At 31.7% G+C, this 20496-nt stretch carries 13 protein-coding genes and 1 CRISPR repeat array; of the genes, 12 read left to right on the top strand and 1 reads right to left on the bottom strand.

Annotated features, from left to right (window positions below; translation table 11 throughout):
• Positions 1–75 precede the first annotated feature (75 nt).
• Positions 76–960 (bottom strand): helix-turn-helix transcriptional regulator, encoded by an 885-nt coding sequence (locus MK851_RS06815; RefSeq protein ID WP_303506400.1) that lies wholly within the window; start codon positions 958–960, stop codon positions 76–78.
• A gap of 210 nt (positions 961–1170) precedes the next feature.
• Between MK851_RS06815 and hemA the strand changes: the two genes are divergently transcribed.
• From hemA to cas2, 12 genes are all read left to right on the top strand, one after another.
• Entirely contained in the window at positions 1171–2442 is a 1272-nt protein-coding gene (gene hemA, locus MK851_RS06810) for a glutamyl-tRNA reductase (protein WP_320242608.1), read from the top strand.
• Positions 2426–4012: a hydroxymethylbilane synthase gene (gene hemC / locus MK851_RS06805; protein ID WP_320242606.1), complete on the top strand. Its 1587-nt coding sequence runs from the start codon at positions 2426–2428 to the stop codon at positions 4010–4012. Before hemA ends, hemC begins: the two co-directional genes overlap by 17 nt.
• Positions 4013–4015: 3 nt before the next feature.
• Entirely contained in the window at positions 4016–4978 is a 963-nt protein-coding gene (gene hemB, locus MK851_RS06800; protein WP_303506408.1) for a porphobilinogen synthase, read from the top strand.
• A gap of 65 nt (positions 4979–5043) precedes the next feature.
• Positions 5044–6333, top strand: coding sequence for a glutamate-1-semialdehyde 2,1-aminomutase (gene hemL, locus MK851_RS06795; RefSeq protein WP_320242604.1), 1290 nt, complete (start codon positions 5044–5046; stop codon positions 6331–6333).
• 48 nt (positions 6334–6381) lie between these two features.
• A complete protein-coding gene (locus MK851_RS06790) occupies positions 6382–6741 on the top strand; it encodes a four helix bundle protein (protein ID WP_303506412.1) in 360 nt (119 codons plus the stop codon).
• 24 nt (positions 6742–6765) lie between these two features.
• Positions 6766–7797 (top strand): uroporphyrinogen decarboxylase, encoded by a 1032-nt coding sequence (hemE, locus tag MK851_RS06785; RefSeq protein ID WP_303506414.1) that lies wholly within the window; start codon positions 6766–6768, stop codon positions 7795–7797.
• 20 nt (positions 7798–7817) lie between these two features.
• Positions 7818–8420: a TlpA family protein disulfide reductase gene (locus MK851_RS06780; protein ID WP_115901209.1), complete on the top strand. Its 603-nt coding sequence runs from the start codon at positions 7818–7820 to the stop codon at positions 8418–8420.
• Between the two features lie 70 nt (positions 8421–8490).
• Complete coding sequence (locus MK851_RS06775) at positions 8491–9255, top strand: EI24 domain-containing protein (RefSeq protein WP_320242599.1); 765 nt, start codon at positions 8491–8493, stop codon at positions 9253–9255.
• 30 nt (positions 9256–9285) lie between these two features.
• Complete coding sequence (hemF, locus tag MK851_RS06770) at positions 9286–10188, top strand: oxygen-dependent coproporphyrinogen oxidase (protein WP_320242597.1); 903 nt, start codon at positions 9286–9288, stop codon at positions 10186–10188.
• 439 nt (positions 10189–10627) lie between these two features.
• A complete protein-coding gene (cas9, locus tag MK851_RS06765; RefSeq protein WP_320242595.1) occupies positions 10628–15310 on the top strand; it encodes a type II CRISPR RNA-guided endonuclease Cas9 in 4683 nt (1560 codons plus the stop codon).
• 14 nt (positions 15311–15324) lie between these two features.
• Positions 15325–16215 carry a type II CRISPR-associated endonuclease Cas1 gene (cas1, locus tag MK851_RS06760; RefSeq protein WP_320242593.1) on the top strand — a complete coding sequence of 297 codons (891 nt, stop codon included), beginning with the start codon at positions 15325–15327 and terminating at the stop codon, positions 16213–16215.
• The gene (cas2, locus tag MK851_RS06755) at positions 16212–16550 is read left to right on the top strand and encodes a CRISPR-associated endonuclease Cas2 (RefSeq protein ID WP_320242591.1); all 339 of its coding nucleotides are present in this window, start codon (positions 16212–16214) and stop codon (positions 16548–16550) included. Before cas1 ends, cas2 begins: the two co-directional genes overlap by 4 nt.
• Positions 16551–16610: 60 nt before the next feature.
• A CRISPR array of direct repeats spans positions 16611–19088; the repeat unit is 46 nt; unit sequence CTTGTGATTGCTCACGTAAAAATACAATTTGAAATCAATTCACAAC.
• Between the last annotated feature and the right edge of the window lie 1408 nt (positions 19089–20496).

Here is a 20496-nt window from a genome sequence, read left to right as displayed (position 1 = left end):
GTAAGTTTCCAGGTTTTTTATTTTGTCTACTGTCTACTGTCTACTGTCTACTGTCTACTGTCTACTGTCTACTGTCTACTGTTGTAAACTCATTACATATTGTTTAGGTGTAGTGCCAAACTTCTTTTTGAAGGCGGAAATAAAGTGACTAGAGGTGCTGTATCCTACTTGTAAACCAACTTCATTTACATTATATTGATTGGTTTCTAGTAGTTTACGAGCATGATCCATTTTATAATCAAATAAAAAGCTATAAACAGTATCGCCATAAATTTGTTTGAACCCTTCTTTTAACTTTTTTAAGTTTAAACCTACTTCATTGGCTAAATCTTGCAGACTAGGCGGTTCACTCATTCTAGAAATGATAATATCTTTTGCTTTTCTAATCTTTAAAACTTCTCGGTCATCAACTAAAAAAGGGCAATACTCTTCATTGGTGTTTTCGCCACTATCAAAATGTAAACTTAGGAGTTCATATGTTTTTCCTTTTATATAAAGGTCTCGCATAGAACTTTGGTTTTTAGCCGTTAAAATTTGTTGAAGGACTAATAAAACATTAGCGTTTATTTCTGCATTGTCGTAATACTTTTTGTTTTTATTGTTCTCACTTAAAAAAGGAATGTAACTAGCCTCTTTAGAAAAAAAAGTATGGAATTTTTCGATTGATATCAATACAGATACCAAAGAGGTTTTTGGTAATATTTCTAAGTTAATTGGTAAATCTTGTTGGGGATTGTATAGGAATATTGAATGCTTGTCTAAAACATTAAAAGTATAACTGTTGTTGTTAAAATGAAATTTGCAATTGCCTTTAACACAGTAATGTAGTTGTATGTAAGAGTTGTTAATATCTCTTTTAAAAAACTCTGTTTCGTCAGAGTTATTTTGGAATTTTAGTACGAAAAAACCTTGTTCAATGGGAACTTCTCTAAATGTACTTTCTGCGATGTTTTTTGACATGGATTCAGTGGTTTGTATAAATCTATCTATTTAGAATGATTCTAAAATAAAATGTTTCTCCTAGTCTATTTTACTGCAAAAATACACTTTTGTGTAAGTTTTTAAGGTGTTTTTAAGCGAAAAAACGAATAACGACATTAAAAGTTCTTTTAGCGATACTTTTTTTTGTTCAATATTTATATTTTTGACCGACTTTTTGAAGAAGACTCAATGACAGTAGAAAATAAACATCATAGTAATTTATACAACATAGGCGTTAGTTATAAAAAAGCTGATGCTGCGATTAGGGGGAAATTTAGTATTTCTAAAGAAAATCAAATACAACTTTTAGAAGAAGCAAAACAAAAAGGAATAGACGGTATTTTTGTGTTGTCTACTTGTAATAGAACTGAAATTTGTGGCTTTGCAGAACATCCTTTTCAGCTAATAAGTATGTTGTGTAAATACTCAAATGGTTCGGTAGAAGAATTTGCAAACGTATCAAACGTATATAAAAATAAAGAAGCTATTAACCACTTGTTTAGAATGGGAACAGGGTTGGATAGCCAGATTTTAGGAGATTACGAAATAGTAGGGCAGTTACGTCAGGCATTTAAGCAAGCTAAAGAAGTAGGAACTACAAATGCATATTTCGAGCGCTTACTAAACCATGTAATGCAAGCAAGTAAGCGAGTTAAGAACGAAACGAAGTTAAGTTCAGGTACCACTTCAGTATCATATGCAGCTGTTCAGTACTTAATTAATAACTTACCAGATTACAACTCGAAAAATGTTTTAGTATTTGGTTTAGGTAAAATGGGAAAACACACCTGTAAAAATCTAGCGGAGTACACACAAAATAAATCGGTAAGCTTAATTAATAGAACGGAAGAAAAAACAGAGGAATTTGTAAAAGACCATAATTCGATAAGAAAAGCGTCGTATGCAAATTTAGCTGAGGAGGTTCAAAACAGTGATGTGTTAATTGTTTCTACAGGAGCTAGTTTTCCTACTATAACAAAAGAACATGTTCCGACTGATAAAGACTTGTTGATTTTAGATTTATCAATGCCAGCAAATGTGTCAAAAGAAGTTGTAAACTTAGAGAGCGTCACGATGGTTAATGTAGATGACCTTTCAAAAATAACAGACGAAACTTTAGCGATACGTCAGCAAGAGGTACCTCTTGCCGAAGCAATTATTGAGACTCATAATCATGAGTTTCAAGAATGGTTAAACCACAGAAGATTTACACCAGCAATTACCGCTTTAAAAGAATCATTACAAAGCATTCAACAAGGAGAAATAGCTTTTCACAAGAAAAAAATTAAAAATTTTGATGAAGAACAAGCAGAAATATTAACATCAAGGTTTATACAGAAAATAACTACACAATTTGTAAAACATTTAAAAGACGAAGAAACTTCAGTAAATACAAGTATTGAAGTAATGGCTAAAGTGTTCGGAGCAAATTTACAATCCACCCATGCAGAAGATAATTAGAATAGGTACACGCGATAGCCAATTGGCTATGTGGCAAGCAAAAAAAGTTCAAAAACTTTTAGAAGAATTAGGTCATCAAACTCAATTAATCCCCGTTAAAGCAACGGGTGATTTAGTTTTAGATAAACCTCTTTACGAATTAGGAATCACAGGGATTTTTACTAAAAATTTAGATATAGCCATGTTAAATGGTGATATTGATATTGCGGTACATTCTATGAAAGATGTTCCTACGGTATTGCCAGAAGACATTATTCAAGCGGCAGTTTTAAAACGTGCTAACTACAACGACATTTTGTTGTTAAAAGATAACGAAGAGTTTATGGCGCAACCTAATGGAGTGATTGCTACAGGTAGTTTACGAAGAAAAGCGCAGTGGTTAAATCGTTATCCAACTCATACAGTAGAAGGTTTACGCGGAAATGTAAATACACGTTTACAAAAGTTAGAAGATAACGATTGGAACGGAGCTGTTTTCGCAGCAGCTGGTTTAGAACGTGTAGGCTTACGACCACAAGGAGCGGTAAACCTAACATGGATGATTCCTGCACCAGCACAAGGAGCAATAATGATTACAGCGTTAGATAAGGACGAAGAAATCAAAGAAATTTGTGCTGAGTTAAACGATAAAGACACAGAAACTTGTACAGGGATTGAACGTGAGTTCTTAAACCGTTTAGAAGGTGGTTGTACAGCGCCAATTGGAGCATTAGCTTTTATAAATGAGAAAGAAGAAGAAATTAACTTTAAAGGAGTTTTACTAAGTAGAGACGGTAAAAAGAAAATTGAAGTTAGTAAAAAGGTAAAAGTAGGAAAGCATAAATATGTAGCAAAAGATTGTGCTAATTATGTGATTGACAAAGGAGGAAAGCTAATTATGATGGAAGATGAAGGGATTGAAAAAGAGTTTTCAATCTATTCGACTAAAAAATTATCAGAAGTACAGAAAAAATTATTACCAACACACATGAGTGTGAATGATAGCGATTTTATAAAAATCCGTTTTAATAGAATTGCCCCTAAAGTAATTAAAAAAGAAATTGAAAATGTAATTATTACTAGTAAAAATGGTGTAGAAGCAATTCTAAATTCATTTACTTCAGATGAATTACAATTTAAAAATATTTATTGTGTTGGTCGAAGAACAAAAAAGTTAATCGAGCAACGTATAGGAAAAGTAACACATTCAGAAAGAAATGCGAAAAGACTGTCTGACTACTTATCAAAAGAATTAAAAGGTCAAGAAGTAACGTATTTCTGTAGTGATTTACGTCTAGACACACTCCCAATACTTTTAAAGGCAAATGGAGTTGTTGTAAATGAAGTAGAAGTATATAAAACCATGTATAGTCCTGTAAAAGTTGATGAAAAAGTAAACGGAGTGTTGTTTTATAGTCCATCAACAGTTGAAAGCTATATGGAAAAAAACACTGCTGATAAAATAGCCTTTTGTATTGGAGATAGTACTGCAAACGAAGCAAAAAAACATTTTAAAGAAGTACAAATAGCGAAATTACCAACAGTAGAAAGTGTACTAGAGTTGGTAAACCTTCACTTTGTAAAAGAATAAACTATGTTTAGAACACGCAGGTTAAGAAAAACTGAAAACATCCGTCGATTGGTAAGAGAAACCAAATTATCGGTAGATGACTTTATATATCCTTTATTTATTGAAGAAGGAACAGGTATTGAAACTGAAATACCTTCAATGCCAGGAATTAATCGTTATTCATTAGACACCATTTCTAAAGAATTAGATGAGGTTGTAGCGTTAAAAATACCAGCAGTTTTATTATTTGGAATCCCATCTAAAAAAGATGTTGAAGGTACCGAAACTTGGAATGATAACGGAATTATGCAACAAGCTATCCGATTTATAAAAAAGAACTATCCAAGTTTATATGTAATTACCGATGTATGCTTTTGTGAGTACACATCACACGGTCACTGTGGTGTAATACATGATAACGATGTAGATAACGATGCGACGTTAGTGAACTTAGCAAAACAAACAGTTTCACATGCGAAGGCAGGAGCAGATATGGTAGCACCATCAGGAATGATGGATGGTGCCATAGCTATGATGCGTGAATCATTAGATAATACAGGTTATGCAAACTTGCCTATCATGGGATATTCTGTAAAATATGCTTCAGGTTTTTACGGGCCTTTTAGAGAAGCGGTAGATTCAGCACCATCATTTGGAGATAGAAGAACCTATCAAATGGATCCTTCTAATAGAGATGAAGGGTTACGTGAGGCAACTTTTGACGATGAAGAGGGAGCAGACATTTTAATGGTAAAACCAGCCTTATCGTATTTAGACATCATCAGAGATTTAAAAAATAATTTTGATAGACCAATCGCTTGCTATAATGTAAGCGGAGAATATTCAATGGTAAAAGCTGCTGCTGAAAAAGGATGGATTGATGGTGAAAAAGTAATGATGGAAAGCCTTTTATCAATGAAAAGAGCAGGAGCAGATATTATCATAACCTATTTTGCCAAAGAAGCAGCTAGAGTTTTAAATAAATAGCTGTTAGTTATTAGTTGTTGGCAATTTGCTAATAGCTAAAAACCAATAGCCAAAAGCCAAATAAAATGTTTAAAAAATCACAAGAGTTATATAATGAAGGACTAGTAAACTTAGTTGGAGCGGTAAACTCTCCAGTACGTGCGTTTGAATCCGTAGGAGGAAATCCTTTATTTATAAAAAAAGCGAAAGGAAGTAAGATTACTGATGTAGATAATAATTCATACATCGATTTAGTATTGTCTTATGGTCCAATGATTTTAGGACACCGTCATAAAAAAGTAGAAAAAGCTATTAGAAAAGCTTTGAAAAAAGGATATTCTTTTGGAGCATCAACAAAAGGTGAAATTAAATTAGCAAAAATTGTTTGTGATGCTTTCCCAGGAATGGACAAAGTTCGTTTTGTGAATTCTGGTACAGAAGCAGTATTAAGCGGAATCCGTTTAGCGAGAGCATATACAGGAAAAGATAAAATTATAAAGTTTGCTGGCTGTTATCACGGGCATCAAGATGCTTTGTTGGTAGCAGCAGGATCAGGTTTAGCTACTTTGAGTTTACCAGGAAGTAAAGGTGTGCCTGAAGGAGCAGTAAAAAACACGTTGATTGCCAACTATAACGATTTAGAAAGTGTAAAAGCACATTTTGAAGCACACGATGATATTGCAGGGGTAATTTTAGAACCTGTTGCAGGAAATATGGGAGTCGTAACTCCGCAAGATGGCTTTTTAAAAGAACTAAAAGAATATGTAAATTCTAAAGGGGCTTTGTTGATTATTGATGAGGTAATGACAGGTTTCCGTTCTAAATTTGGAGGAGCACAAGAAGTGTTAGATGTAGAAGCTGATATTACTTGTTTAGGAAAAGTAATTGGAGGTGGATTTCCAGTAGGTGCGTATGGTGCACGTAATGAAATTATGGAAACAGTAGCTCCTTTAGGAGGAATGTATCAAGCAGGAACTTTGTCAGGGAATCCAATTGCCATGGCGGCGGGAATTTCAACTTTAACAGAATTAAAGAAACAAAATCCGTATGAAAAGTTTAATGAGATTGCTCAAATTATTGAAGTTTTCTTGTTAGAATCAGCAAAAAAGCATGGAGTAGAAATTACCGTGAACCAATTTGGTTCGATGATCAATCCATTTTTTACAGACGTTACTGTAACCAATTTTAAAGAAGCACAAACTTCTGATACGAAGAAATATGCTACTTTTTTCTGGGAAATGACTAAAAATGGAGTGTTTTTACCTCCAAGTCAGTTTGAAGCTTGGTTCTTATCATCAGCATTAACAGAAAAAGATATTCAAAAGATCGCTAACGCAATTGATAAGTCGATGGAGAAGGTAGCTCTTAGTTGTTAGTTTTTGGCTATTAGCCTTTAGTTGAATACAAGAACTAGTGTGAAAAAGATGAGAAATTTCAGAAACTTAGATATTTGGAGGGAAGGAATTGAGATTGTAAAACAAGTTTACAGTCTTTCAGAAAAATTACCTTCTGAAGAAAAGTTTGGATTAAAAAGTCAAATAACAAGAGCAGCTGTTTCTATACCTTCTAATATTGCTGAAGGAGCTAGTAGAAATAGTGAGATTGAATTTAAAAGATTTTTAGAGATTTCTATGGGATCACTTTTTGAAGTAGAAACCCAACTTGTAATAGTAGAAGGGTTAGGTTTTGTTTCTTCAGAAGAATTAAAACTTATCTTTAAAATGTTAGAAAAAGAAGCTAAGATGATAAATTCATTAATAAACAAAATAAAAGCTAATAGCTAATAGCTAATAGCCAACAGCTATAATATGATAAAAAACGATTTATTTTTAAGAGCTTTAAAAGGAGAAACAGTTGATCGTCCACCAGTATGGATGATGCGTCAAGCAGGGAGATACTTACCAGAGTTTATGGAAATTCGTGAAAAGTACGACTTCTTTACACGTTGTAGAACTCCAGAATTAGCATCAGAAATTACAGTACAACCAATTCGTAGATACGGAATGGATGCTGCAATATTATTCTCAGACATTTTAGTAATTCCACAAGCAATGAATATTGAAGTGGAAATGAAACCTAATTTTGGACCTTATTTACCAAACCCAGTAAGAGATAAAAAAGGGTTGGATAGCGTAATTATTCCTGATGTAAACGAAGAATTAGGCTACGTAATGGACGCTATTAAAGCAACCAAAGAAAAATTGAATGATGAAATTCCACTAATAGGTTTTGCGGGGTCACCATGGACAATTTTATGTTACGTTGTACAAGGTCAAGGGTCTAAGAATTTTGATAAAGCGAAAGAATTTTGTTTCACGCAACCAGTTTTGGCACACGAATTGCTTCAGAAGATAACAGATACCACAATTGCTTATTTAAAAGAAAAGGTAAAAGCAGGTGTAAATGCTGTACAAGTTTTTGATTCTTGGGGAGGAATGTTATCTCCAACCGATTATCAAGAGTTTTCATGGCAATACATGAATCAAATAATAGAGGCATTAAAAGATGATGCTCCAGTTATTGCTTTTGGTAAAGGATGTTGGTTTGCCTTACATGAAATGGCACAATCAAATGCCTCAGCTCTAGGAGTAGATTGGACGTGTTCTGCTAGAAATGCACGCTATTTAACAGGAGGAAATATTACCTTACAAGGTAACTTTGATCCTTCAAGATTGTTGTCTCCACCAGCGGAAATAAAAAAGATGGTACACCAAATGATAAATGAGTTTGGTAAAGACAAATATATTGTTAACTTGGGGCACGGAATTTTACCAAATATTCCGCTAGAGAATGCAAAGGCATTTATAGATGCGGTTAAAGAGTATAAAGCCGATAGATAACCCCCTTTAAATAATTAAAAATGAAGAAATTATCTTTTGTTTTGATGTGTTTTTTAACAACTGTTATTTTCGCACAAAATAAAACGTATTACAATTTTGCAGTAAACAATTGTGTAGAAGAAAACACCGAAGGTTTGATTGATAAGTGCATTAAAGGCTCTTATTTATTAAATTATAACTTTACTACAATGGATAGTAAAACGGTAAGTACAGACAAAATTAACAAGCCAATTGTGTTGATAGCTAACGCAACTTGGTCAGCTCCTTGTTGGGGAGATGTACCAGCTTTAAACAAAATGGTTGAAAAATATAATGACCAATTGGAGTTTGTTATGATTTTCTGGGACAAGGAAGCTAAAGTTAAAAGAATGGCTGAAAAACTAGACAAGAGAATTAAGTTAGTTCCTGCGAGAGATATCGATAAAGTTCAAAAAGGATATTTAGATATCAGTGGTTTTGTTCACAAATTAGATTATCCAACAGCTTATTTAATTAGTAAAGACAAACAATTTGTTAATATTAAAAGAGGGGCTGCAACACCCACCAAAGAAGTAAGTTGGGATAAAGTCAATGAAATCAACACAAAGAATTTTGAAGATTTTTTAGCACCAATTTTAAAATAAATTGATTCAACAATATTTCATAGACCTCTTTCTTTATTGAAAGAGGTTTTTTATTTTCACAAAAAAAGATATGATACAAAATATTATAAAAGGAGTTAAAGCCTATTTTGGGGCTTTTGGAATGATTTCAAAATTAAGATTATGGAAATATTTTATTATTCCGATGTTTATAAGCATGTTAACAGCAACATTTGTTGGTTTTATGGCGTATACATTCTCCGATAATATTGGGCACTACGTAGCTAATTTTTGGAAGTGGGAGTTTGGAAAAGAAGCTTTTGAGGTAATTAGTACTTTTATAAGTGGACTACTAATTGTAGTAATTGGATTAGTGTTATATAAACATATTGTAATGGCGCTATCTGCACCTTTTATGAGTCCAGTTTCAGAAAAAATAGAAGACCATTTAAGAGGGGAAGATCATTTAAGAGGGGAAGATCATACACACAGAATTACTTCTTTTCAAGAGCAGCTAATAAGAGGAATACGAATAAACCTTAGAAATTTAACAAGAGAGTTATTGTTTACAATTCCTATTTTATTACTAGGGTTTATTCCGGTAATAGGTATTATTTCAACCATATTGTTGTTTTTAATGCAAGCTTATTACGCAGGTTTCGGAAATATGGATTATACGCTTGAACGTCATTTTAAATACAGAGAAAGTATCAGTTTTGTAAAAGAGAATAAAGGATTAGCAATAGGAAACGGAATTGTATTTATGCTATTTTTATTAATTCCTATACTTGGAGTAATCCTCGTATTACCATTATCTGTAACTGCAGCAACTACAGAAACTATTAAGAAAATACAGCTTAAAAAATTACCAAAATAAGTACTTTTGCACTTCAACAGAAACAAACACATGAAAGAACAATTTTACGCCTATATCCAAGAATTACAAGATACCATAACATCAACATTAGAAGCTATTGACGGTAAAGCCAAGTTTCAAGAAGATTTATGGGAACGTGCTGAAGGTGGAGGAGGTAGAACTCGTGTGATTGAAAATGGGAATATTTTTGAAAAAGGCGGCGTAAATATATCTAAAGTTTTTGGTGAGTTACCAGGAGCATTAAGAAAGCAGTTTGGTGTAGAAAGTGGAGATTTTTTTGCTTGCGGATTAAGTTTAGTAATACATCCAAAGAATCCGTTTGTACCAACCGTACACGCTAACTGGCGATATTTTGAAATGTATGATGGAGAAGGAAACATAGTTACACAATGGTTTGGTGGTGGACAAGATTTAACTCCGTATTATTTATTTGAAGAAGACGCAGTACATTTTCATAGTGTTTGTAAAGAAGCTTGTGATAAACACGATTCAGAGTTTTATCCGAAATTTAAAGAGACCTGTGACAACTATTTTTGGAATACTCATCGAAATGAAGCACGCGGTTTAGGAGGTTTGTTCTTTGACTATTTAAAAGAAACAGAAGAGTTCTCTATACAAGATCGATATGATTTTGTTACCGAAGTAGGAAACAGCTTTTTAAACTCGTATATGCCGATTGTAGAGAGAAGAAAAGATATAACGTATACTCAAGAACATAAAGATTGGCAAGAAGTGCGTAGAGGTCGCTATGTTGAGTTTAATTTAGTACACGATAGAGGAACCTTATTTGGTTTAAAAACTAATGGGCGTATCGAAAGTATTTTAATGAGTTTACCACCAACTGTACAATGGAAATACAATCATCATCCAGAAGAAGGTTCTGAAGAAGCAAAATTATTAGAGGTGTTGACTAAACCTAAAAACTGGGTGTAGTTTAAAACCAAAACGAATAAAGAAGAAGGCAAAACAAATTAGTTTTGTCTTTTTTATTTTGAAGATACTCTCGTATACAGAAAGCAACAAAATATTTTTGCTTTTTAAATGTTTTGATTCACATTTTTTTTAGACAGGAATTCATGAAATATACAAACATAAAAAAGCCCCGAATTGAAAGTCGAGGCAGCTTAAATGTTTTCACAACGGAATAATCCTTATTGTGAATTGATTTCAAAATTGTACTGCTAATATACACCTTTTTAAATTAGTCGATTACGGATTGTCGTATATCGAATAACTTTTTTTTACTTATTTTTAAATCATTAAGTAATTCGTTTCTTAATGAAGCAATTGCGACTTCTTCCTCTTAAAGATAAAAATATTGTATCATAAGTTCACTCTTGTGTTGTGAACTAGTATAAAAAAGCGAAATAAAATGACTAAAAAAATTCTAGGTTTAGATTTAGGTACCAACTCAATTGGTTGGGCGTTGGTAGAAAGCGATTTTGAAAAAAAAGAAGGAAAAGTTATAGATAATGGCGTGCGAATTATTCCGATGGATAAAGGAACTATGAATAATTTTGGTACTGGGCAATCAATTTCTCAAACAGCAGACAGAACAGCTTACAGAGGTGTACGACGACTTTACGAAAGAGATAATTTAAGAAGAGACCGTTTGCATAGAGTACTAAATATTCTTCAGTTTTTACCAGATCATTATGCGAATACAATTGATTTTAAAAAACAATTAGGTCAATTTAAAAAAGGGCAAGAGATTAAGTTAAATTACAGACCTAACCCAGAAGGAAAAGATGAATTTATATTTCAAAAATCATTTTTAGAAATGGTTACTGAATTTAAAAAAGAGCAACCTCAATTGTTTTACACAAATAAAAGCGGAAGAGAAACAAAGCTTCCTTATGATTGGACGATCTATTACCTGCGTAAAAAAGCCTTAACTCAAAAGATTGAAAAAGAAGAACTAGCTTGGTTGCTTTTAAATTTTAATCAAAAAAGGGGATATTATCAACTACGTGGTGAAGAAGAAGAAAACAGTGGTAAAAATGAAGAGTTTTATACTTTAAAAGTTGTAGAAATTGAAGAAACCCAAGATAAAAATACAAAAGGAGTTTGGTATAATGTGCAGTTAGAAAATGGATTTGTTTACAAAAGGCAAAGTAAAGAGTCATTAGATAGCTGGATTGGTAAAGTAAAAGAGTTTATAGTTACGACTCAGTTAGAAAAGGATGGGAAACCTAAACTAGATAAAGAAGGAAATATAAAACGTAGTTTTAGAATGCCTAAAGAAGATGACTGGAATCTTGTAAAGAAAAAAACAGAACAAGATATTAATAATTCTAACAAAACAGTAGGGACTTTTATTTACGATTTCTTACTTAAGAATCCATCTCAAAAGGTAAATGGAAAATTAATAAAAACCATTGAGCGTAAATACTATAAAGAAGAACTGGAAAAAATATTAAAAACTCAAATAGGATTCCATACAGAGTTAAAAGACACGAATCTTTACATTCAATGTGTTAAAGAACTATATTCTAAAAACGAAGCGCATCAAAATAATATATGCAGCAAAAAGAAAGATGAAATGTTTCGTTACTTATTTATGGACGATATTATTTTTTATCAACGTCCATTAAAAAGTAAAAAATCGAATATAGCTTCTTGTCCTTACGAAAACAGGGTATTTATTAAAGAAGGTGAGAAAATAACACAAGGTTTAAAAGTCATATCAAAATCACACCCTTATTTTATTGAGTTTAGATTGTGGCAATTTATTCATAATCTAAAAATTTATAAGATAGGAGAAGAAAAAGATATTGATGTTACTTCTCAGTTTTTAGCAACTGAAAAGGATGTTGCTGATTTATACGATTTCTTAAATGATAAAAAAGAAATAGAGCAGAAAAATATCATCAAATATTTTATTGATTTAAAAAAGATTGATAAAAAAGAGAAAGATATATATAGATGGAATTACGTGGTTGATAAAAAATATCCGATGAACCCAACCCGCAATAGTATCTTAACTCGACTCAAGAAAGTAAGAAACATCAACGTTTTTAAGTTTTTAACATCAGAAATAGAGCTACAATTATGGCATATTATTTATTCGGTAACTGATAAAAAAGAGTTTGAAACTGCTTTAGGAAATTTTGCCATGAAACAAGAATTAGATAAAAACTCTTTTGTTGAGGCATTTAAAAAACACCCACCGTACTCATCAGATTACGGAGCTTATTCAGGAAAAGCAATAAAAAAATTACTTCCTTTAATGCGTAGAGGTAAATATTGGAATGAAAAGACTATTTCAGAAAAAGTAAAAGATTTTGTTTCCGAAATTTATGAACGTATCAAACATCTTAAGTTCGAAAATATACAAGAAGAAAATTTAAATAAAGCTATTGAGTTGGTTAGTGATGATACTATATCAAAACAATTTATCAAAAGTTTTTTAAAACATTCTATAGATAATCCATTAACAGGGTTAAATACTTACCAAGCATGTTACGCTGTTTACCAAAGGCATTCAGAAGCCTCATTAATTACGCAATGGAAAACACCTAAAGATATTGATAGTTATTTCGAAAAGTTTAAGCAACATAGTTTAAAAAATCCAATTGTAGAACAAGTAGCTTTAGAAACGTTACGAACTGTTAGAGACATTTGGCGCTACAATTTGAGTATAGACAAAGAATTTAAGTTTAGTGAAATTCATGTAGAGTTAGGAAGAGATATTAAAAACTCTAAAGATAAGCGTAAACGCATTTCTCAAAAACAAAATCAAAACGAAAAAACAAACAATAGAGTTAAATTATTACTAGAAGAAATGTACAAAGATGGTGCTCGATCATATTCTCCTAGTCATCAAGAAATATTAAAAATATATGAAGAAGGGGTTACACAAAATCCACAAGCATCTTATAATAAAGTAAAGGAAGATGAAATAGAAAAAATTAAAAAAAATACTAACCCTAGTGCTACAGACATCAAAAGATATAAATTGTGGTTAGAACAAGGGTATATTTCTCCATATACGGGCAAACCAATTTCCATAAGTAAGTTATTTACACACGAATATCAAATAGAGCATATTATTCCCCAATCACGTTATTTTGACGATTCATTTAGCAACAAAGTAATTTGTGAAGCTAGTATTAATGAAGATAAAAGTAATAAAACTGCCTATGAATATTTAAAAGCAAAAGGAGGAAGTATAGTACATGGGATAAAATTATTAACTTTAAGTGAGTATGAAAATCATTGCACCCAATACTTTAAAAAGAACCGAACAAAACTTAAAAATCTATTAAGTGAGGAAATACCTGAAGGGTTTATTAACAGGCAATTAAATGATAGTAGGTATATAGCTAAGTTTATAAAAGGAATACTTAGTAATATTGTTAGAGAAGAAGGTGAGAAAGAGGCTACCTCTAAAAATCTTATTTCTGTTTCTGGAGCTATCACTTCAAAGCTCAAACATGACTGGGGATTAAATGAGCAATGGAATAAATTGATTCAACCACGCTTTGAACGACTTAACCTTCTCAACAACTCCAACCAATATGGATATTTAGATTATCAGAAAGATAGGGAAGGAAATAATATAGGTAAACAATTTTTTAGATTAGTTACACCAACTGGAGTTAATAAAAAACGAATAGACCATAGACACCATACACTTGATGCAATAGTAATTGCTTGTTGTACAAGAGATCATATTAATTACATTACCTCATTAGAAACCGAAAGAAAAAATCATAAACTAGTTTCTAAATTATGTAATCTTAAAAAAGTAGCTCGTAAAAGAAATGGAAATACAGAAACTATTGAAGTTTTTAATTCATATAAAAAACCTTGGGAAAATTTTACAACCGATGTTTTATATAGCTTAGAAAAAACAATTGTAAGTTTTAAGAAAAACACAAGAGTAATAACCAAAACCAATAATAAAACTTGGCAATGGGTAAAAGATAAAAAAGGAAGTCTAAATAAACAACTAGTTCTACAAATAAAAGGAGATAATAGAGCAATTCGTAAACCATTACATAAAGAAACGGTTTATGGGAAGGTGTATATAAAGGAAAAGAAAAAGAGGCTTTCGAGTGTTAAAAATTTTATTGAACACCCTGAACTTATAATAAACAAAACAATTAGAGAAAAAGTAAAAGCTTTAAATAAATTGTATGATTCAGATAAAAAGAAAATAGTAAAACATTTAAAAGAGAATCCTATTGAGCAAGATGGTAAAAAAATAGATAAAATAGAAGTTAGGGAATGGACGAAAAACGCCACAGCTTATAGAGTTAAATTATCTGATTCGTTTACCAGAAAACAATTAGAATCTATTACAGATTATGGCATTCAAAAAATACTTGAAAAGCACGTTAAAAAATATATAGATGAGAATGGAAAAGAACGATTTGATTTGGCGTTTAATCCTGAAGGAGTTGATGCATTAAATAAAAATATTATAAAATTTAACAATGGTAAAAAACACCAACCAATACATGCTGTTAGGGTTTATGAAGAAGGAAGTAGATTTCAAGTTTCTACTAATGAGCAAAACGTAAATAAAACTAAAAAATATGTTGAGGCTGCAAAAGGTACTAACCTCTTTTTTGCGGTTTACTGGAATGCTAGTAAAAAAGAAAGAATATACGAGACCATTCCTTTAAAAGAAGTAATCGATTGGCAAAAATGGAGAGCAAAAAATAAAGCATTTAACGAACCTTTAATTCCAATTGATAAAGAAAAAGGAGAATTTTTATTCTTCATATCACCTAATGATTTGGTTTTTGTACCAACAAAAGAAGAACAAGACATTCCTAGTTTGGTTGATTTTTCTAATTTATCAAAAGAACAAGTTAATAGAGTATATAAGATGGTAAGTGCAACAAAAGGGGAATGTCATTTTGTATCTCAATATTATTCAATTAATATAATTTCTAATGAAAATGGATCGAATAATAAAAACGAAAGGGTTCAATTAAAAGATTTAAATGAACTTGATGAAAAAGGAAAGCCTAAAATGATAAAATCTATTTGTTGGAAATTAAAAGTTAATCGTTTGGGCATAATAGAAAAAGTAGAACGTTAAAAATTAGAAAGACTATGTTAAAAAGAACCATTTATATAGGAAGTCCAACATATTTAAAGCTAAAACACAATCAATTAGTTGTAGAGTGTCCAGAAACTAAAGATGTAAAAGGAACAATTCCTATAGAAGATATAGCCTTGTTACTATTAGATCATTATCAAATAACTATATCTAACCAACTTATCAACCAATTGATGGGAAATGGCGTTGCATTAATACATTGTGACAATCATCATTTACCTAACGGATTGATGCTTCCCTTAGTAGGACACTCTGAACTTACCGAACGTTGGCGATACCAATTAAATAGTTCCATCCCTTTAAAAAAACAATTATGGAAGCAAACAGTTATAGCCAAAATAGAAAATCAGAAACAATTATTACAACATAATAGCAGTCCTGTTGAAGCTATGCAAACGTATTTAGAAAAAGTTACTTCAGGGGATGAAACAAATATGGAGGGTAAGGCAGCTAACCATTATTGGAAATATATTTTAACCGATTTTCAACGAGAGCGTTTTGGAGATGCTCCTAATAATTATTTGAATTTTGGATATGCTGTTTTACGGAGTATAGTAGCAAGAGCTATAGTAAGTAGCGGTATGTTACCTGCACAAGGTATTTTTCATAAAAACAAATACAATCCATATTGTTTAGCAGATGACATTATGGAGCCATATCGCCCCTTTATAGATAAGTTAGTTTTAGAATATATAACAAAATACCCTTTTGAAGAGGAATTAAGTAAACAAGCCAAAACACATCTTTTACAAGTGGCTACTGAAGATGTGTTAATTGATGAGAAAAAACGACCTCTTATGGTTGCAGTAACTACCACTACGGCAAGTTTGTATAAATGTTTTACAGGAGAAAGACGTACTATTTTATATCCTAAGTTATTATGAGTCAAGAACGTTACAATGCTTACAGAGTTATGTGGATACTAGTATTATTTGATTTACCTACTGAAACAAAAACAGAACGAAAAGCAGCTAGTGGCTTTAGAAAAAAATTATTGAATGATGGCTTTACCATGTTCCAATTTTCTATATACATACGGCATTGTGCGAGTAGAGAAAATAGTAAAGTACATGCAAAAAGAGTAAAAAGTATGCTGCCCAAATATGGAAAAATTTGCATGTTTGAAATAACCGATAAGCAATTTGAAATGATGGAAATTTTTCATGGTAAAAAAGAAATTCCAAAGCCTACACCAGTGCAACAGTTAGAATTATTTTAATTTTTCTATTTCTACAAAATACAAAAACCTCCCGAAAACAGGAGGTTTTTAAATAGTTACCTTGTGATTGCTCACGTAAAAATACAATTTGAAATCAATTCACAACGGAAACATTATAGATAAGCTAGAACAAGTTCTTGTGATTGCTCACGTAAAAATACAATTTGAAATCAATTCACAACTAGCTCTCTCTATCTCTTCTTGAGTTGGAGCTTGTGATTGCTCACGTAAAAATACAATTTGAAATCAATTCACAACTACCTTTCGTTTTAGCCTCCCAAACAGTATCTTGTGATTGCTCACGTAAAAATACAATTTGAAATCAATTCACAACTGGGTAATGAGAGGTGTTCAATCTCATAAACTTGTGATTGCTCACGTAAAAATACAATTTGAAATCAATTCACAACTATAATTGATACATCTAATTAACTTTTTTACTTGTGATTGCTCACGTAAAAATACAATTTGAAATCAATTCACAACCCGCTCAAAAGAGATATTCAATGCTCGATACTTGTGATTGCTCACGTAAAAATACAATTTGAAATCAATTCACAACTTGGTTGGGTGTGTGGTACTGCACTAGCGTCTTGTGATTGCTCACGTAAAAATACAATTTGAAATCAATTCACAACTAGATAAGTTTTCTTTTAAATCTAACTTTGCTTGTGATTGCTCACGTAAAAATACAATTTGAAATCAATTCACAACTCAATAACATCAACAACCTGCCAATGCAACCTTGTGATTGCTCACGTAAAAATACAATTTGAAATCAATTCACAACGAGAACTTCCAAGCTTCAGCAAGCTCATACCTTGTGATTGCTCACGTAAAAATACAATTTGAAATCAATTCACAACAGCTGTCTTCATAGCCTTAGTACTTTTTCCCTTGTGATTGCTCACGTAAAAATACAATTTGAAATCAATTCACAACATGTGTTTTGTTCTTTTCCAAGCAATAAATCTTGTGATTGCTCACGTAAAAATACAATTTGAAATCAATTCACAACATCAAGTCGCTCATAAGGTTCTACTACTTTCTTGTGATTGCTCACGTAAAAATACAATTTGAAATCAATTCACAACTGTCATCCTTTTCATCCTTATCAGATTCTTCTTGTGATTGCTCACGTAAAAATACAATTTGAAATCAATTCACAACTCATAATGATTCACGATTTAGACGATGGTGCTTGTGATTGCTCACGTAAAAATACAATTTGAAATCAATTCACAACTTCTAATGTAAGCACCCGCCTTGTTTTTACCTTGTGATTGCTCACGTAAAAATACAATTTGAAATCAATTCACAACGTAAAAGTCCGTTAAACACCGTTACGTTATCTTGTGATTGCTCACGTAAAAATACAATTTGAAATCAATTCACAACGTTGTTGCATTAGATAGTGCTAATTTAGCACTTGTGATTGCTCACGTAAAAATACAATTTGAAATCAATTCACAACGGGTCAGGATGTAAGCCCTTTTCCATATATCTTGTGATTGCTCACGTAAAAATACAATTTGAAATCAATTCACAACAGTTAATTGATAAGGATATAAAAATCGGAACTTGTGATTGCTCACGTAAAAATACAATTTGAAATCAATTCACAACGTGCCCTAACACCTACCGAACCATTAACGACTTGTGATTGCTCACGTAAAAATACAATTTGAAATCAATTCACAACCACTACTTCCAGTTTCACTACACCCGCTTTCTTGTGATTGCTCACGTAAAAATACAATTTGAAATCAATTCACAACTAGTTCCTAGGTTTCCTCTTATTTATCAGTCTTGTGATTGCTCACGTAAAAATACAATTTGAAATCAATTCACAACCACCCACGGAACCATTAACGACAGCGTAAACTTGTGATTGCTCACGTAAAAATACAATTTGAAATCAATTCACAACTCGGTCAAGAATAATCTTTTCATGTTTAATCTTGTGATTGCTCACGTAAAAATACAATTTGAAATCAATTCACAACGCGGTAATGGTTGAGAAGCGATTAACCCTACTTGTGATTGCTCACGTAAAAATACAATTTGAAATCAATTCACAACCAAATAACGAAGGTTTCAATCGGGATATTTCTTGTGATTGCTCACGTAAAAATACAATTTGAAATCAATTCACAACCGCTGTATGCTGTGGTTAATGGTTCGGTAGCTTGTGATTGCTCACGTAAAAATACAATTTGAAATCAATTCACAACAAGGAGAAACACAAGGTTGTGAAGCATTGTCTTGTGATTGCTCACGTAAAAATACAATTTGAAATCAATTCACAACCTACCCTTTCAACAGGGTATTTAAAAGCCCCTTGTGATTGCTCACGTAAAAATACAATTTGAAATCAATTCACAACCTACTTGATGCCCTCTTATCGCATCCATTACTTGTGATTGCTCACGTAAAAATACAATTTGAAATCAATTCACAACTCTAAACCTGTATCCGTCCCTACAATAACTCTTGTGATTGCTCACGTAAAAATACAATTGTAAATAACTAAACCTACTTCCAAACAACATTTTTCTTGGTCAATTCATTGTTTACATTGTGAATATGGAAAAGACGTGCCTTTAATAACAGCTTCCTTCCATTCATAGTTCGAGTATACACCAACTTAGATTTACCAAGATGTTTGTTCCAGCAAGATTGAAAAACTAGGCATTCTTTTTTACGAACACCAAAAATTTCAGGAACAGAAAAAAAATTATGTAGCTTTAATTTTTTACGAAGCCAATTTGTTTTTATCAATAAATACTTAGGGTTATCAATAGGTTGGAGTAGCTCATTCAAAGCTTTTATAATTAAAGTATTCTCATATCTATTTGCTCCATGTATAGTACAAGAAACATTTCCTTTAGCTAATAATTGAGTTTGAATTTGTATTTTGTTTAAAGGAGTTGTTAAATGATTTAATTCATTAAGAGATTCTAAAATGACGAATGCCATTTTATCTATTTTCTTATGAATCAATCCGAAGTATAGATATAGTTGTGTAGACTTGTAAATTTTGTAACCAAAAGTTAATCCCAAAGCTGATGACAAAGCAAAAAGGAAGTAAATAATTCCTTTTTGTAAGAGTACGTTAAAGTTTTTAATGATAAACTCAGGGATAAAAAAGGATAAACCAACAATAATTTCGCCAATCGCGTACTTTACAATATCTTGATAGTATAACTTTTTCTGTTTGGGAAACTGCTTGTTCCTTTCATTATAAAAAGTAAGTTCTTTGCTAATTCCTTTTCCATGACTAACGGCATTTTTCCATTGTTTAGCAATCAAATTTCTGTTTTCAGAAAGCGCAAAGGTTTGTTTATTTAAACTATCAATATCTTCATCAATAAAATTAGCAGGAAGCTGTAAACGTTCAATCCCGTTAGAAATAACAGCTTTTTCATCATTAGAAATACCCAAAAAAGCATCGAAACGACGTGAAAGAATTTCAAAATCTCGTCCTCCCAACTCATCTGAAATATCAATACATGCCAAATGCCAAATTAAGCCTACTTTATTAGGGTTTTTACTGTTTACTCTAATTGCACGACCACGCATTTGATTTGAAGTAACAAATGACCCTACAACAGAAGCTAAAATTAAACTATTAATAGATGGAGCATCCCAACCTTCACCTAATAGTGATTTTGTTCCCACTAACACTTTAATATGTCCGAGTTCAAAAAGCTGCGTAATGACTTCAACAATACTATGTTTAGATGAGTTTTTAGTTGTAAGAATTACAAATTCAGTGTCTGATTTTAAAGGAGTATAATTGTAGTTTTCAATAGTATCAATTAAACCAAGCTTTGCAATATTACTACTATGAATAATTACCAAACTACCTGTAAGAACTGCTAAACTATTTTTATTTTTTGTAGCTATTCTAACATGATGAAAAATAGGAACAACACCCAGTTTT

Origin of the sequence: Tenacibaculum sp. 1B UA, from assembly GCF_033978845.1 — a bacterium.
Classification (GTDB): domain Bacteria; phylum Bacteroidota; class Bacteroidia; order Flavobacteriales; family Flavobacteriaceae; genus Polaribacter.
Note: the sequence above shows the minus strand (reverse complement) of the source record. Positions and strands in the feature narration are given on the sequence as shown.

Excerpts from the sequence above, each read along its gene's own strand:
- MK851_RS06815 (WP_303506400.1), bottom strand. The coding sequence starts at position 960 with ATGTCAAAAAACATCGCAGAAAGTACATTTAGAGAAGTTCCCATTGAA.
- hemA (WP_320242608.1), top strand. The coding sequence starts at position 1,171 with ATGACAGTAGAAAATAAACATCATAGTAATTTATACAACATAGGCGTT.
- hemC (WP_320242606.1), top strand. The coding sequence starts at position 2,426 with ATGCAGAAGATAATTAGAATAGGTACACGCGATAGCCAATTGGCTATG.
- hemB (WP_303506408.1), top strand. The coding sequence starts at position 4,016 with ATGTTTAGAACACGCAGGTTAAGAAAAACTGAAAACATCCGTCGATTG.
- hemL (WP_320242604.1), top strand. The coding sequence starts at position 5,044 with ATGTTTAAAAAATCACAAGAGTTATATAATGAAGGACTAGTAAACTTA.
- MK851_RS06790 (WP_303506412.1), top strand. The coding sequence starts at position 6,382 with ATGAGAAATTTCAGAAACTTAGATATTTGGAGGGAAGGAATTGAGATT.
- hemE (WP_303506414.1), top strand. The coding sequence starts at position 6,766 with ATGATAAAAAACGATTTATTTTTAAGAGCTTTAAAAGGAGAAACAGTT.
- MK851_RS06780 (WP_115901209.1), top strand. The coding sequence starts at position 7,818 with ATGAAGAAATTATCTTTTGTTTTGATGTGTTTTTTAACAACTGTTATT.
- MK851_RS06775 (WP_320242599.1), top strand. The coding sequence starts at position 8,491 with ATGATACAAAATATTATAAAAGGAGTTAAAGCCTATTTTGGGGCTTTT.
- hemF (WP_320242597.1), top strand. The coding sequence starts at position 9,286 with ATGAAAGAACAATTTTACGCCTATATCCAAGAATTACAAGATACCATA.
- cas9 (WP_320242595.1), top strand. The coding sequence starts at position 10,628 with ATGACTAAAAAAATTCTAGGTTTAGATTTAGGTACCAACTCAATTGGT.
- cas1 (WP_320242593.1), top strand. The coding sequence starts at position 15,325 with ATGTTAAAAAGAACCATTTATATAGGAAGTCCAACATATTTAAAGCTA.
- cas2 (WP_320242591.1), top strand. The coding sequence starts at position 16,212 with ATGAGTCAAGAACGTTACAATGCTTACAGAGTTATGTGGATACTAGTA.